Annotated in this window: 12 protein-coding genes; 5 read left to right on the plus strand and 7 right to left on the minus strand. The window is 72.5% G+C overall.

Annotated features, from left to right (window positions below):
• Positions 1-87: 87 nt before the first annotated feature.
• Genes ACY34K_RS15990 through ACY34K_RS16005 form a run of 4 tightly spaced genes read left to right on the plus strand, consistent with a single transcriptional unit; the run spans position 88 to position 3,684 of the window.
• Positions 88-1,089: an SDR family NAD(P)-dependent oxidoreductase gene (locus tag ACY34K_RS15990; RefSeq protein ID WP_462747388.1), complete on the plus strand. Its 1,002-nt coding sequence runs from the start codon at positions 88-90 to the stop codon at positions 1,087-1,089.
• A gap of 30 nt (positions 1,090-1,119) precedes the next feature.
• Positions 1,120-1,833, plus strand: a complete 714-nt coding sequence (locus tag ACY34K_RS15995; RefSeq protein ID WP_462747390.1) for a nucleotidyltransferase family protein — start codon at positions 1,120-1,122, stop codon at positions 1,831-1,833.
• A 7-nt stretch (positions 1,834-1,840) separates the two neighbouring features.
• Positions 1,841-2,866, plus strand: coding sequence for an NAD-dependent epimerase/dehydratase family protein (locus ACY34K_RS16000; RefSeq protein ID WP_462747391.1), 1,026 nt, complete (start codon positions 1,841-1,843; stop codon positions 2,864-2,866).
• On the plus strand, positions 2,863-3,684 hold the full coding sequence (locus ACY34K_RS16005; protein ID WP_462747394.1) for an endo alpha-1,4 polygalactosaminidase: 822 nt from the start codon (positions 2,863-2,865) through the stop codon (positions 3,682-3,684). The genes ACY34K_RS16000 and ACY34K_RS16005 overlap by 4 nt, the downstream gene beginning before the upstream one ends.
• Before the next feature lie 52 nt (positions 3,685-3,736).
• Here ACY34K_RS16005 and ACY34K_RS16010 read toward each other — a convergent pair whose 3' ends face one another.
• Entirely contained in the window at positions 3,737-4,045 is a 309-nt protein-coding gene (locus ACY34K_RS16010) for a hypothetical protein (protein WP_462747396.1), read from the minus strand.
• A gap of 314 nt (positions 4,046-4,359) precedes the next feature.
• Entirely contained in the window at positions 4,360-4,767 is a 408-nt protein-coding gene (locus ACY34K_RS16015; protein ID WP_462747398.1) for a hypothetical protein, read from the minus strand.
• Positions 4,768-5,136: 369 nt separating this feature from the next.
• Here ACY34K_RS16015 and ACY34K_RS16020 point away from each other — a divergent pair, with 369 nt between their 5' ends.
• A complete protein-coding gene (locus ACY34K_RS16020) occupies positions 5,137-8,304 on the plus strand; it encodes an FG-GAP-like repeat-containing protein (protein ID WP_462747401.1) in 3,168 nt (1,055 codons plus the stop codon).
• A gap of 511 nt (positions 8,305-8,815) precedes the next feature.
• On the opposite strand, the gene ACY34K_RS16025 is transcribed toward ACY34K_RS16020, so the two are convergent.
• The 5 genes from ACY34K_RS16025 to ACY34K_RS16045 form a co-directional block, all read right to left on the minus strand.
• Positions 8,816-9,277 (minus strand): cupin domain-containing protein, encoded by a 462-nt coding sequence (locus ACY34K_RS16025; protein ID WP_462747404.1) that lies wholly within the window; start codon positions 9,275-9,277, stop codon positions 8,816-8,818.
• Between the two features lie 222 nt (positions 9,278-9,499).
• A complete protein-coding gene (locus ACY34K_RS16030; RefSeq protein WP_462747406.1) occupies positions 9,500-9,934 on the minus strand; it encodes a nuclear transport factor 2 family protein in 435 nt (144 codons plus the stop codon).
• Positions 9,935-10,004: 70 nt separating this feature from the next.
• Entirely contained in the window at positions 10,005-11,687 is a 1,683-nt protein-coding gene (locus ACY34K_RS16035) for a HoxN/HupN/NixA family nickel/cobalt transporter (protein ID WP_462747408.1), read from the minus strand.
• Positions 11,684-13,036 carry a tetratricopeptide repeat protein gene (locus tag ACY34K_RS16040; protein ID WP_462747410.1) on the minus strand — a complete coding sequence of 451 codons (1,353 nt, stop codon included), beginning with the start codon at positions 13,034-13,036 and terminating at the stop codon, positions 11,684-11,686. Before ACY34K_RS16040 ends, ACY34K_RS16035 begins: the two co-directional genes overlap by 4 nt.
• Positions 13,037-13,399: 363 nt before the next feature.
• Entirely contained in the window at positions 13,400-14,968 is a 1,569-nt protein-coding gene (locus tag ACY34K_RS16045) for a DUF4331 domain-containing protein (protein ID WP_462747413.1), read from the minus strand.
• Positions 14,969-15,001: the final 33 nt, after the last annotated feature.

Raw genomic sequence — 15,001 nt, forward strand, 5'->3', positions numbered from 1 at the left:
CGCCCTCCGCGGTCGCCACCGACGCGCACCGCACCGCTCATCCGCTCACGCAACGCACGGCTTCTCAAGGGACGAAAGGAAGAGCACGTGACATCAGCTCCGCTCGCCGCCGTCACCGGCGCCGAGGGCTTCATCGGCTCCCATCTGACCCAGGCCCTGGTCGCCGCCGGACACCGGGTCCGCGCCATGGCGCAGTACAACTCCTTCTCGTCGTACGGCTGGCTGGAGGTGCTGCCGCGCGACGTACTGGACCAGGTGGAGATCGTCCTCGGCGACGTCCGCGACCCCGGCTCCGTGCGGGCGCTCGCCGAGGGCGCCGAAGCGGTCTACCACCTGGCCGCGCTCATCGCGATCCCGTACTCCTACCGGGCGCCGCACAGCTACGTCGACACGAACGTCACCGGCACCCTCAATGTGCTGGAGGCGGTCCGGACCCTGGAGACGCCCCGGCTCGTCCACACCTCCACGAGCGAGACGTACGGCACCGCGCGCACCGTCCCCATCACCGAGGACCATCCCATCAACACCCAGTCCCCGTACGCGGCGTCCAAGGCGGGCGGGGACCGGCTGGCCGACAGCTACCATGCGAGCTTCGGCACACCGGTGGTCACCCTCCGCCCGTTCAACACGTACGGTCCCCGGCAGTCGATGCGGGCCGTCATCCCGACCGTCATCGGTCAGGTCGCGGCCGGGTCGCGCACGATCACGCTCGGGGACCTGCGCCCGACCCGGGACTTCTGCTACGTGGCGGACACCGCCCGGGCATTCCTGGCCGTCGGCACCGCCCCCGCGGAACGCGTCGTGGGGCGCACCTTCAACGCCGGTACGGGGCAGGAGATCTCGGTCGGCGACCTGGTCCGGCTCATCGGCAAGGTGATGAACGCCGACCTGGACGTGCGGGAGGACGCAGAGCGCATCCGGCCCGCCGCCTCCGAGGTGATGCGGCTGGTCGCCGACGCGACCCGGCTGCGCGAAGCCACCGGCTGGGCCCCGGCCACCGCGCTGGAACAGGGCCTCGCCCGGACCGTCGCGTTCTTCCGCGACCCCGCCCATCTCGCCCGCTACAAGACGGACATCTACAACATCTGAGACAACCGGCCCACGTAGAGGGGGTTTCCCATGCACGCAGTGATACTCGCCGGGGGCAAAGGCGTGCGGCTGCGTCCGTACACCACCGCGCTGCCCAAACCGCTGGTCCCGATCGGGGACCGGCACGCGATCCTGGAGATCGTGCTGCGCCAGCTGGCGTCGGCCGGCTTCACGAGCTGCACCCTGGCCATCGGCCACCTGGGGCAGATCATCCGCGCGTACGTCGGCAACGGCTCACGCTGGGGACTGGACATCGACTACTCCTCCGAGGAGAGCCCGCTGGGCACCATCGGCCCGCTGCTGACGATGCGGGACCGGCTGCCCGAGTCCTTCCTGGTGATGAACGGCGACATCCTCACCGACCTCGACTACGCCGATCTGCTGCACCGCCACACGGCCGGGAACGCGCCGCTGACGATCGCCACCTACAGCCGCAAGGTGCACATCGACTTCGGGGTGCTCACCACCGACGCGGGCCGGGTCGTCGGGTTCCGCGAGAAGCCCAGCATGGACTGCCGGGTCTCCATGGGCGTCTACGGGCTGTCGCGGGCCACGCTGGAGAACTACACGCCGGGCCTGCCGCTCGGCTTCGACGAACTGATCCTCGACCTGTTGGGTTCGCCGAACCCGCCGGCGGCCTACGACTTCGAGGGCTACTGGCTCGACATCGGGCGCCCCGACGACTACGACCGGGCGAACGCGGAGTTCACCACCCACCAGTCGCTTCTGCTGAAGGGAGCCTGAGCCCCCCATGCGCATCCTCGTCCTCGGTTCCACCGGGTACCTGGGCGGGCACGTCGCCGAGCAGCTGCGCGCCGCCCCGGCGGTCCGGCTGCTCCTCGGCGGCCGCTCCCCCGGGGCGGACCTCGTGGTGGACCTCGCGACGGCTCGGACGGGTCCGCTCGCCAAGGCGCTCGCGGAGCTCGCCCCCGACGCCGTGGTGAACTGCGCGGGCGCCGTCGGCGGCGACGCCGTCACGCTCGCGGAGGTCAACGCCCGTGGACCGGCCGTGCTGTGTGCCGCTCTGCGGGAGGCCGCCCCCGGGGCACGGCTGGTCCATCTCGGCTCGGCCGCCGAGTACGGCGACGCCGGGACGCCCGGGGAGCCCGTCGCGGAGGGGGCGCCGACCCGGCCCGTCGCTCCCTACGGCGCCACCAAGCTCGCCGGGACGATCGCGGTCACCGCGTCCGGCCTGGACGCCGTGGTACTGCGGGTGGGCAACCCGGTCGGGCCCGGTGCTCCGGCCGAGGGGCTGCCGGGCGGCCTGGCGCGCCGGCTGCGCCGGGCGGGCGGCGACCCGCGGGAGGTGGTCCGGCTCGGCGACCTCTCCGCGTACCGCGACTTCGTGGACGTGCGGGACGTCGCGCACGCGACGGTGCTCGCGGTGACCCGGCCCGGCCCGGTGCCTCCGGTGCTCAACATCGGGAGCGGCGAGGCGGTGCGGGTGCGCGAGCTCGTGCACGGGCTGGCCCTGACGGCCGGCTTCGCGGGCCGCGTCGAGGAGGCGACCGGCGGCTCGGTGCGCTCCGGTGCCGTCGCCTGGCAGTGCTCCGACATCTCCGCGGCGCGCGACGCACTGGGATGGAAGCCTCGCTTCCGGCTGGCCGACTCGCTCGAAGCGCTGTGGGCGGCGGTGGTATCCGCCGCGGAGCGGGAACAGGAGCCGGGGCCGGAGTCGGAGCCGGAGCGGGAGTCGGAGCGGGAGTCGGAGCCGGTGCCGATGTCGGAGCCGGTGTCGCGGTCGGAGTCGGAGTCGGACGAGGGTTCCGCGCGGTGACCGGTTCCGCGGTCCGGCGCGGGCGTCCCCTGCTGCTGTTCGCCGCCGTGCTGCTGCTGATCGCGGTCGCCGGATGCGCGGGGGACTCCTCCCGGAAGGCGGACCCGCGTCCGCAGTCGGGGCGCTGGGTGCCCCGGCCGGGTACGGCCTGGCAATGGCAGCTGGACGGGCGGGTCGATCCGGGGGCCGACGTCCCGGTGTACGACATCGACGGCTTCGAGAACTCCGCGGCGGATGTGGCGCGGCTCCATCGCGACGGCCGCCGCGTCATCTGCTACATCAACGCCGGTGCCTGGGAGGACTTCCGCCCGGACCGGGACGCCTTCCCGGAATCGGTGCGCGGCAGGGCGAACGGCTGGAGCGGGGAGCGCTGGCTGGACATCCGCCGCCTCGACGTCCTGCGGCCCGTGATGGAGCGCCGACTGGACATGTGCCGCGAGAAGGGGTTCGACGCGGTGGAGCCGGATCTCATGGACGGGTACCTCCATGACACGGGCTTCCCGCTGACGGCGGTGCACCAGCTCGCCTACAACCGCATGATCGCCCGGGCGGCGCACCGACGGGGGCTGTCCGTCGGTCTCAAGAACGACCTGCCGCAGATTCCGGAGCTGGTCGGGGTCTTCGACTTCGCGGTGAACGAGCAGTGCGCGCAGTTCGACGAGTGCGCGCGCCTCACGCCGTTCATCCGAGCGGGCAAGGCGGTGTTCCACGTCGAGTACGCCCTGGCGCCGGACGACTTCTGTGCCGAGGCGCGCCGGCTGGGGCTGTCGTCCATGCGCAAGAAGCTGCGGCTGGACTCGTGGCGTCAGGCGTGCTGACCGGGCGCGTGCCGCGCGGTGCCAGGCCGGCGGGCCCGCCGGTGCGATCCCCTCAGAAGAGGATCACCGACAGGACACCGGCGACGACCGTGATCACACTCAGGGACAGCAGCACCCGCCGGACCGCGGCATCGGTGATCCACCGGTGGCCGGGGCCGCCCCGCTCCCCCGGCGACGTGTGCCGCGAGCGGGGGCCGTCGGCGGGCGCCGCGGCTCTCGTGGCCGCGGTCGCCGGCGTGGTCGCGGTCACACCGAGCAGGTAGCTGGGCGCCCGCACCTGCCGGCACCGCCGGCACTGTTCGGCGACGTGCCGGGGCGAGTCCCAGGGGTACGCGTCCAGCCTCCACAAGGAGGGAAGCATCACCGCTTCATCCGGGCCGTTCGAGTCCACGCCCTGTGAACGAACCGCGGAATCGACGACAACGGCGTCCCGCTCCGCTGCAACCCGATCGACACCTGGCAGTCATCCAAACCGACAAGCCTATGCCCGCACGAAGTGCCAGTCCGACTCGGCGCGAAGTGCCCGCCCCCGGCCGCCGCACACCGGCCGGCGGCGTCGTGGCGCGGCCTCGCCGAGGGGGTGTCCCGACCGGTTGCCCGGGGCCCCTCGGCGAGATCGGCGCAGTCCCCGCGGTGCCGGACCGAGGCCCGACCGCGCCGGCGGGAGGGCCGGGGTCAGCGAACCCACACGTTGAGGACCGGCGAGACGACGCGCCTGCGGGAGTCGACCAGGCGCAGCTTGTTGTGGCCCTTGAGGCCGAGCACGACGCGCAGGTTGTAGGTGGACCTGCGCGTCGTGTTCATCGAGGCGGGCAGCGACACCCAGCGCTTGCCCTGCTTCTGCTGCAGCGTGATCTTGCTGCCCGGACGCAGCTGCATGGCGACACCGCGGATGCGGAACTGGTGCCACGCCCGCACGCTCTCGACGGTGTAGGCCGACGAGACCGCCGTGTGCGCGGAGGCCGACACGGCGGGCTTGCGCTGCGCGTCCGACGGATACGCGGCGACCGCGGCTCCGACCGTGCCGGCGAGCACGGAGGCCGCGGTGGCGCCGACGATCCAGGTACGACTGATCTGACCCATTGTCATATCTCCCGGGTGGAGGGGAAGAAGCTTGAGCGCACCCTAAGCACATCGATCGATAACCGGATTATTCGACACGAACCGGATACTCCGTCCGCCGGACAGCGGCATGAGTGCCCGCGAGCGGGGCGACCACCCCCCGGACCATCCCCGAACCACCCCCCGGACCATCCCCGGACCGCGCTCGACCGAGCTCCGGACCAGCCTTGGACGGACCCCCGGACCGGCCGCCACGGTGGGCGGAGGCCCTGACTCCACCGTCGCGCCGGACCGCTAGGATTCAGCCATTTGCGGCCGTGCCCGCGGGGCGAAGGATCAAGCGTCCCGGGGGTTTTGGTCCGTTTATTCCCGGTTCGGTAGGAGCTCTTCTTGGCTGGAAACTTGAGTGTGCGCGGGGTCGTCTCCGCTGCGGCGGTCATCGCGTCCGTCATCGGCGTCACCTGTGTCACACCGCCTCCGGCGGTCGCCGCGACCGCGTCGGTCGCCGGGGCCGAGCAGGGGCTCGACATCACACCGCAGTGGCGGACGCTGCCGCGCGGCGAGCGCATCGCGGCTGTCGACGCCCATGGCTATGTGCACTCGACCGAACCGAGTGAGGCGAACCGCGTCGAGCCGTTCCAGTGGACGAGCTTCGCCACGGGCGAAAGCATTCCGCTGGGCCGCACCTACGGCGAATTCGCCGCGTTCGGCACCGGTTCGGCGCATGTGTACGAAGAGCGCGGATTCGGCGTCCAGTACATCCGCGACATGGTCGCGGGCACCGAGAAGCGGCTCGACATACCCGAGGACCTCTCCTACCAGGGACTGTTCGGCGGCACGCTCCTCTTCGCCCAGGCGAAGGCACCCGGGGACTGGTCCGGGACCCAGGCCTGGCTGCTGGGCCGGGCCGACGACCCCGCGGCCCCGCGCGTGCCGGTGACCGGCTGGCCCGAGGGCGCCGACCTGCACGACGCCCGGCCCGTGGCCGGGGACGACAAGGTCGCGGTCCTCCGCTTCGACCGCGACCCCGCCCAGTACGGCACCACCGACCTCGGCGTCGTGGACCTCGCCTCCGGCCGGATGACCGTGATCGGCACCACCCTGCCGGGAACCACCTCTCCGGCTCCGGTCGCGGTGAGCCCGGACGCCCTCGCCTGGGTGGATTCCCAGCGCCGGGTGCACGTCCGCGACCGCGCCGCCCTCGGCGGACCGGAGAAGACCTTCACCCTGCCCGACGACCTGAGTCCGGCACGCATAGGCCTCGTCGGCGGCTGGGTCCTCGCTTTCGAGGCCGTCGGCGACTCGAACGCCCCGCTGCAGCGCGGTCTGGTCGCGCTCTCCGCCGACGGGCAGCAGCGGCACACCCTCCTCTCGGCGTCCGAGGAGCAGCTCACGCAGGTCACGGCGGGCGGCGCCGCGGTCGTCGGCGGTACGTCGTCGGCCGACTGGCACCTGCAGAAGGTGACGGCCGCGCCCGACGGCGGCGCGCCCGTACTGGAGAAGCTGCGCAAAATCGCGCCTGTCGCCGCGGGCGTCGACGCGCTCTCGCTCAGCGCGGGCGTCCTCACGACCGTGGAGCGCGAGGGTTCACAGGGTGCCGGCTTCTACACCCGCAAGCTGTCCGCGGGCCCCGCTCCCACCGGACAGTCGGCGCCGGTGTGGACCGGCCGTGAGACGGGACGGTCGTACGACTACACGCCGTGCGGCCAGCACGACTGCGCCCGGCTGTTGGGCAGCGGCGAGGGGCGTGCCGTCTACCAGGTGCGCAACCTCCAGTCGTCGCCGCAGGTGGAGGTCGTCGGCCGCCGCTCGGCCGACCAGGCCGACCGTGCGCTGACGGGCGCCTACGACGGCACCCTTGTGGACTCCTTCGGCCGGTACGCGATCGTCCAGAGCGGCGGCCCGCTCCACCCCGGCACCGTCCACGCCGGGGAGAAGACGATCGTCGTCGACCTCGACGCGAAGTCGGGCGCGTCCGTGGTCAAGCAGCTCCCGCAGACGGGCGCCGCGCTGTGGGGCACCACGCTCTACACCGGCTCCGCCGCCGGTACGGTCTCCCGCACGGACCTGTCCACCGGCAAGGACCTGGGCACGGTGTCCACGGGTGCCGCGTGCCTGCCCACCGAGCTCCAGGTGACCGGCCCCTGGCTGTACTGGGCCTGCGCCTACTACAACCACCAGGGCGTCGTGGACCTCCGCTCCGGCGCGAAGATCGCCCTGCCGGCCGGCAACCACACCGGTGGCCTCCTCGGTGACGGATTCTTCGTGGAGAGGCGCTCCTCCTCGCTGTGGCTCACCGACTTCCACACCGGTTCGCCCGTGGGACGGTCCCTCGTGACGGGGGTCGACCCGACGTACGCCGACCGGAACCAGGAATGGAGCGTGGACCGCTTCGGCGGCGGCATCGCCTACCGCGACAGCGCGAACGTCGTCCACGTCCTGTCCAGCGGAGTGCCGACGTCCCGGCTGACCGCCGTCACGGCCACCGCGCCGGCCACCTTCCTGGCGAAGGACTCCTGGCGGCCCTCCTGGTGGCTCTCGAAGCCGGCGGCCTCCTGGCAGCTCACCGTCAAGAACAAGGCGACCGGCACGGTGGTCCGCACCCTCACCGGTGGCGAGGCCCGCGGTCCGCTCCACGCCGTCTGGGACGGCAAGAACACCCAGGGACGGCTGCTGGAGAACGGCGCGTACACCTGGACGCTGACGGCGGTCGCCGCCGACGGGCAGGGCGCGAACCTCTCGCTGGGCGGCACGGTGCAGCTGGCCGGCGGCATGGCGCCCCGCCGTGACCACGCCGGACCCTCGGGCCTGCCCGACGGCGTGGCCGACCTGATGTCGCTCAACTCCTCCGGCGCGCTCGCCTTCCACCACGGCAACGGCGCCGGTGGTCTCACCGGCGCCACCACGGGCAGCGGCTGGACCACCACGGCCGTGGCGGTACCGTTCGGCGACGTCAACGGTGACCGCTGCAACGACGTGCTCGTCCGGACCGGCGGCGAACTGCGCGCCTACAAGCCGGGCTGCGGCAAGCCGCTCACGCCCACGACGCCGTACACCTCGCTCGGGACGACCTGGGCGCAGTTCAACGTGCTCAGCTCGCCCGGCGACCTGACGGGAGACGGCCGACCCGACCTGATTGCCCGTCAGGCCACCACGGGTGACATCTACCTGTACGCCGACAACGGTACGGGCGGGCTGAAGTCCCGCGGGCGGATCGCCGCCAACTGGAAGGCGTACCGCGCCGTGTGGGGAGCGGGCGACCTCAACGGCGACGGCGTCGGCGATCTCCTCGCCGTGGACGGGGCCAACACGCTGTGGCGGTTCGACGGCACGGCCGCCGGCACGCTCAAGGCGCGGGTCCAGGTCTTCGGCGGCAACTGGGCGTCCGGTCGCAACGCCTTCATCGGCACCGGCGACCTCAACAAGGACGGCAAGGCGGATCTGATCAGCCGCAACACGGCGGGCGACTTGCTGCGCAACTACGGCAACGGTGCCGGTTCCTTCGGCTCGACGGTGAAGATCGGCACGGGTTGGCAGGGCTACAAGGGCCTGTTCTGATCCACCGTCCCGGCCGGTCGGACCTCGCGCCGACCGGCCGGGCCGCCGAAGACGGACACCGGAAGACGGGTCTGCGACCGGGCGCCGCCGTTCACAGAGCGATGCGCACCCGGTACATCCGCAGCCAGTCGTCCAGTTGGAGCGCCGCCTCCAGGGCGGCACGGCTCATGCCGTTCTCCAGCGCCGCGGCGCCCTGCGCCGCCACCGCCCTCCTGAGTCCCATTCCCAGCCCGCACAGAAGGCGACCGCCTCGTCGAGGGCGGCGGCCGCGACCCGTTCGGCGTACGGCTTCCGTTACGGCCATTCGGCGGAAATACGGGGACAGATCGTCGCGGCCAGCTCCCGGAGCATCGGCCAGGACGTCTATGAAGCGGCGCGCCTGGCGGGGGATTTCGCCGACGCGGTGAACGCCCGGCACCTGGCATGGGAGGCGGAGCGGGACGAGGGCGACTGGGCCTCTCCCTTCGACGAGCCGGCCGCCGAGTACCGTGCGATGGTCGGCTGGTTCCGCTCAGGACAGGAAGCCGGCGAGCCTGCGGCGCAGGTCGGGTAGGTGCCGGAAGGTGTCGTCGTCGGCGAACTCGTGGTCGGCGTAGTCGAATCCGGGCGTCACCACCTCCGCGACGAGGGCGTGCGTCGCGCCGTCGACGAGCCGGGACGCCTTCCACACCGTGCCCGGCACGAGGAGGAACGTCCGCCCGGCCGGGTCCAGGGTGATGTGCTCGACGGCGCCGTCGTCCGCCGCCGTCACGTACTGGACGGGACCGCCGTCGGTGAGGAAGTGCAGGATGTCGCTGCGGTTGCGGTGGAGCCTGCCACGGGGCTGGTCCATGGTGAGGAGGTAGTGGATCGAGGTGGCCGCCGGCCGGGTGCCGTGGGGCAGTTCGAGCGTGTGCGGACTTGTGTAGATGCGCCGGAAGAAGCCGCCCTCGGGGTGCGGCTCCAGCCCCAGTTCCGTTCGCCAGTCGCGCACCGTGCACCTCTTCCCGGAGTCGGCGGCCGCGGTCGCGTTGGCGGTCGCAGTCGCAGTCGCAGTCGCAGCGGGACACAAGCTTAGGTCCCCTGCGCCACTGAGGCGGGGGCGCGGGCGCGATCCCGACGCGGGATCGCGGGCGCGGACATGCGGCCGGCCGTGCTCCGGGGGTGACCGGAGCACGGCCGGGTGCCGCACAGGGGGCGGAGACCGCTCGGAGCGTCAGGCCAGGGCGTCGCCCCAGCCACTCTGGATCATCGTCTGGAACGCCCAGGTGCCGCCCTGCCGGACGAGGATGTCGGCATAGCGCAACTGCCGCTTCTCCCCGGCCACGGTCATGGTCGAGTCGGTGAAGACCACGGCCACCGACGAGCTCAGGAACACCGGGGTCCGGCTGGACTCGAAGGAGATCTCCTCGTCGCCACCCTCGCTCATGACGTGGGTCATCGTCTCGACGAACTGCTCACGGGTCCACTGGGCGGTGCGCCCGTCGCCCGCGGAGTCGTCGCTCACCAGATTCAGCGGGAACACCGCCATGTCGGCCATGCGAGCGATGTCGCGCCGCGCGCTGGCGGCGTCGTACTCGCTGAACCATGCGTCCAGGCTCGCCCGGTCCTCCTCGGAAGGAATGAAGCCGGTGTCGGGCAGAACGGTCAAAAGGACCCCCTCATCAAGTTCGACCAACGTCCTGGACTGTATTCCCCTTTCACCAACTAGTCAAACTTGATTACGCACCTCCGAGTGCGGCTGTCGCCCCGCGCAGCAGAAGTCCGCAGCCGAGCGCGAGCACCACGGCCGCCGAGCCGAACGGGGCGGTACGGCGGACCAGCGTCAGTGTGCGGCCGCGGGGGCGCATCGCGAGGCGGCGCGCCGTGGTGTCCCGCAACCGGACGACCGCGAACCCGGCCGCCGCGAGGGTCAGTGCCAGTCCGGCGCCGTAGGCGATGACCAGGAGGAACCCGAACCAGGCCTGCCCCAGGGCTGCGGCCCCGACCAGGACGACGACGGCGGAGGGACTCGGGACCAGCCCGCCGGCCAGGCCCATGAGGATGACGCCCCGCAGCCCCGGAGCGGGCGGGGTGTGGCTGTGGCCGTGGTGGTGACCGTGGCCGTGGTCGTGGTCGTGGCTCTCGCCGTGGCTGTGATCGTGTCCGTGGTCGTTCTTGTTACCGTGGGCGTGCTTCTGACCGTGGGCGCGGTCGTGCTCCTCTCCCTCGCCGTGACTGTGACCGTGAGCATGCTCGTGATCACGGCCGTGATCATGGTTGTGATCATGGCCGTGACTGTGTCCGTGGCCGTGCGTATGGACGGCGTTCCGCCGCCGCCACGCCCTGCGCAGCAGCAGTGCCCCGATCACGGCCACCAGCGTGCCGCTCGTGACGCCCAGCCAGGACACGACGGTGGGTGTCGCAGCCGAGCCCGCGGTGATCAGCGCTCCGAGCGCGAAGACACCCAGGGTGTGGGTCATCGTCACCGACGCGGCGAGCGCGAGCATGTCGCGCACCGACTTGCGGCCGCCCGCCGTGGCCGCGGCGGCCATCATGGTCTTCCCGTGGCCGGGTGCCAGCGCGTGCATGGCGCCCAGCAGCAGGGACGCGCCGAGCGCGAGCGCGCCGAAGCCGACGGTCAGTTCGTGCCGGGACACCAGACCGGTGAGGGCCTGGGCCCAGCGGTCCGCGCCGCGCGGCAGCACTCCCGCCACCGGGGAACCGACGCTGTCGCCCCCCTCGGTCTCCGCGGTACCCACCGCGCCGCCGAGCGCCGGACCGCCCGGGCGGGCGTCGAGTTCGGCCGAGCGCTGGTCCGGCGGCGAGGAGAGCAGGTCCTCCGGGTACGCGGTCAGCCGCCGTGAAGTGGAGTCCTGGCGTACGTCCGAGGCTTCCAGAGTCATCCGGTCACCTTGGGCGGTGATCTCCCGCCATCCCGCCACGGTGGCGGCGTCGGCGGGTCGGTACGAGATCCGGAGCTGCTCTCCGCGCGGCAGCGGTGCGGTGAGCGCGCAGCTCACGCGCAGGGTGCGCAGTCCGGCCTGGCCGGGCTGCTCCTCGGCCCGCGCGGAGCCCGTTGTGACGGGTACGGCCCTGCCCCGTGCCCCGTCGTCGCCTGTCGTGAGGGAGGCGCCGGCCGCGGCCGCGCGGCACCGCTTCTGCGCCCACGCGGACAACTCCCCCGCCGTCAGGGTGTCGTCGGCGTCGGTGTCAATGCGGGAGCGTTCCTGGGCGGCGGGGATCTCCGCCAGGTCCTCGATGTGGTCGACCCGCAACTGTCCGGGGGCGACGACGAGTCCGTCGTACTGGTTCACCGTGAAGTTGCCCAGCGGATGTGCCTGGGCCGCTTGTGCGGGAACCAGCACGATCGCCGCTCCGGCCGCCAGTACGGCCAGTGCGCGTACGGTGCTGCGCCGGTTCACGAGGTACCCCGCTTCGCGCCGTCCGTCTGCCGCGCCGCCGCCGGGGACAGTACGGCCGCGGCCTCCGGTGCACCGGTGGGCGAGAAGGCGGGGTTCAGGTCGAGGGCGTCGCTCAGATGACGGCGCGCGGCGGCGTCGTCACCGAGCGCGTGTTCGATCATGCCGCGGTGGAAGAGGAAGGAGGCGTTGCGGTATCCGGGTGAGCCGGCCGTCGCCTGCTTCGCGTAAACGAGTGCCTCCTTGTGCTTGCCGTTCACGTGGAGGGCCCAGGCGAGGGCGTCCGCCGTGTGCACCGTGTGTCGTCGGGACCATTCGGCGCGAGCCGAGGCGAGCGCCGCGCGGACGTCTCCGTGGTCGGCCTCGACGAGCGCCGACTCCAGGTCGCTCGCGACGCCGTTGGCGCGGGCCAGGCGGGTCCACGTGCCGACGAGCTTGTACTGCTCGTCCGCCCGGTCGGGCCGGCCCGTCGCCTCGCGCAGTTCGCCGAGCGCGGCGAGCGGGCCCGGCAGCGGATATCTGCGTACGACCTCCTCCAGGTCCGTCAGGGCGCGCCCGGTGTCGCCCAGGGCGGCATGGGTGCGGCCCCGGCCCTCCAGCGCCGGCACGTACGCCGGGTCGGCGCGCAGTGCCGTCGCGTAGTGGGTCAGAGCCTGCGGGTACTGTCCCTGGCTCCAGGCCAACTGGCCCAGCGCCGTGGCGACGTAGGCCACGTCGGCGCCGCCGGTCGCGGAGTCCAGGGCCCGCAGCAGGACCCTGCGGGCCCCGGCCGCGTCGCCGTGGAGTTCCAGCACATAGGCGTACCGGGTGAAGACGGGGATGCCGGGGCGGCGCCGGTCGGCCTCCTGCACCGCTTGCCGGGCCTCGGCGTAGCGGCCGAGTTCGACGAGGGCGTCGACCCGGCCGGCCAGTGCCCGCTCGCTGTAGGGGTTCACCCTCAGCGCCCGGTCGGAGCGCTCCAGCGCCGTGGTGAAGTCGTGCCGGGCGGCGGCCAGCGCGGCCTGCCCGGCGAGCGCCGCGTCGTTCTCGCCGGCGGGGCGCAGTCGCAGCGAGCGTTCCAGCGCCTTCTCCGCCTGCGGATACCGGGTGGGGTCACCGCTGGTGCGGGCCTGCTCGACGTAGGCCGCGCCCAGGGTGGCCCACCCGGTGGCGTCCTTGGGCTGGTCTTTGAGGTGCTTCTGCAGGGATTCGATGCCCCGCGTCAGGTCGCCGGCCGCGAGTCCCTCGACGGAGACCCCGGAGGCGAGCGCGGGCGCGCCCCGCCCCGGAGGGCCGGGGTCCGGGGCGGCGTCGGCGCCGAACGCGATCGGGGCGCCGGTGAGCACCAGGGCGAGGACGGCCGCGCCGGCCACGGTGCGCCGCCGGGAGCGCGCAGGGATCAGCCCTGCCTGCGTCTCCGGCGACGGCCGCGAGTCCGGTTCCGGCGCTGCCGCGGGCTCGCGCGCTGCCGCCGGCCGCGGCCCCTGCCCGTTCGCCGCCTCCGCCCCGGGCCGCGCCTGTGCGGTCCGGGCCGTCCCTGGCCCCGGCTCGGGGTGCTCCCCCGGTGCTGTCACCGGGGGGTGCTCCGGGCGCCGGGCGCGCTGCGGGCCGCACACGAGCGCACCGGCACGCGCACGCACCCGCACTGCCGCTCGGACGAGCCGCGGCTTTCCTCCAGGCATCGATCCTGCCTTCCTCGTTCTCGGTGGAGCAGTCCTGCTGTCGTTCCGGCCGGGTCAGCCGAGCCAGGAGCGGCGTCCGGCGGGGCGGCGGCGGGACCGCAGCCAGAACATGGCGAGGCCGACCGCCAGCACACCGGCGGCGCCGGACGTGGCCGAGACGAGCATCACGGTGTTGTTGTCCCAGGTGCCGCCGAAGATCGACGCTCCGCCGGTGAGCCCGTTGGCGCTCTTCGTGCCCGCGTTCGCCGCCGCCCGGGTGTCGGAACCGGCGGTGGGCAGCGCGACGTACGGGAAGGTCTTGCCGAAGTCCCTGTCGTTGGCGTCGACGGCGTCGCCGAGGTCGTTCTTCGCACCGACCAGCTCGCCCTCGACGACCTGGAGCGCGATGTCGATCACGTCGTCCGAGAGCCGCCGCCCGTTGGGGAAGCCCGCGTTGTCCCCGTCGAGCACGCCGAGGCGCTTGGGCTCGGCGGCCGGCTTGACGGACGTGTTGAGGCGCAGCATTTCCGAAGCCTTGACCTTCGGCGGCTGGTTGAGGTCCTTGACGCCGGTGAGGAATACCGAAACGAGGTCGTCACGGGGCTCTGCCGGGGCCTTAATCTTGTAAATGGCCTCGACGAGTTTGGGCAATTCGGGCTCGGTGACGTTCTTCAGGAAGTCGGCGTCGTTCTCGGGCGACGACGCGTTGAACTTGTCCTTGTCCTTGACGGGGTTGACGACTTCGTTGACCAGCGGCATGCCGAGGCGGGACACCCTGGTCCATTCACCGGCGGCGTTCTGCCGTTCCGTCGTCGCGTAGATGCCGACGACCGGCTGCTCGTGCGACTCCCGCAGATAGCTGTTCGGCACCTGGAGGGCGATCGTGTTGACGTTGAAGCCGCCCAGGGTGTCGTTGCCGACCTCCGAGAGGTTCCCGCCGTACAGCAGGTCGAAGACGCGGAGGTCGAGGAAGAACGGGTCGTCCGCCTGGCCCGCGAACACCTTGAGCCCGCCGGGGACCTCACGGACGGCCTGGTCGCGGAGCTTCTGGTAGTCGGGCATCGACGCCTTGCCGACGTTGGACGGGGCGACGGGCACGTGCTCCGCCAGCTTGTGCCGGGAGGCGACCTTGCCGTTCTTGAGCCGCTGCAGCTCCAGGTCGTAGGTCTGGGTGAAGTTGAGGTCCTTGTCGTCGAGGCTCTCGACCGGGCCCGTGTTGTAGAGGAAGGTGTTCTCGTTCTTGCGGTGGTCCTTGAACGTGAACCGGTACAGCAGGTCGTCCTGGGCGTCACCGTCGCTGTCGACGTGGAGGTCGTAGCGGGCGTCGGTGGCGAAGGGGTAGAAGTTCGGGCCGCCCGCGGGCTCCTGCAGGGGCAGCCAGTTCGCCACGACCGTGGTCGTGTCGGGGTGGTCGGGGCTCACGAAGGCGTACACGTCGGTGGTGTCGTACTGCGGCTGTCCGGAGATCAGCGGGGCTTCGCGGTGGCTGGAGGCCTGTGCGGTCCCCGGCTGGAGCGCCGCGACGCCGGCAGCGGTGAGCGTGCCTGCCGCCAGCGCGCCGCACATCAGCCACGCGAGGCTCTTGCGTCCCGACCGCCGGGACGTCCGCCGTGTGTCGCCGGTATCGCCGGCCCCTCTCGTCATGCCCGGGTCCGCCTCGCCGGTGCCGCCTGTCGC

This window comes from Streptomyces sp. STAM6 (genome assembly GCF_054963715.1).

What these genes read in the sequence shown, in the direction of transcription:
- ACY34K_RS15995 (WP_462747390.1), top strand. Translation starts at nt 1,120, where the DNA reads ATGCACGCAGTGATACTCGCCGGGGGCAAAGGCGTGCGGCTGCGTCCG.
- ACY34K_RS16000 (WP_462747391.1), top strand. Translation starts at nt 1,841, where the DNA reads ATGCGCATCCTCGTCCTCGGTTCCACCGGGTACCTGGGCGGGCACGTC.
- ACY34K_RS16010 (WP_462747396.1), bottom strand. Translation starts at nt 4,045, where the DNA reads ATGCTTCCCTCCTTGTGGAGGCTGGACGCGTACCCCTGGGACTCGCCC.
- ACY34K_RS16015 (WP_462747398.1), bottom strand. Translation starts at nt 4,767, where the DNA reads ATGGGTCAGATCAGTCGTACCTGGATCGTCGGCGCCACCGCGGCCTCC.
- ACY34K_RS16045 (WP_462747413.1), bottom strand. Translation starts at nt 14,968, where the DNA reads ATGACGAGAGGGGCCGGCGATACCGGCGACACACGGCGGACGTCCCGG.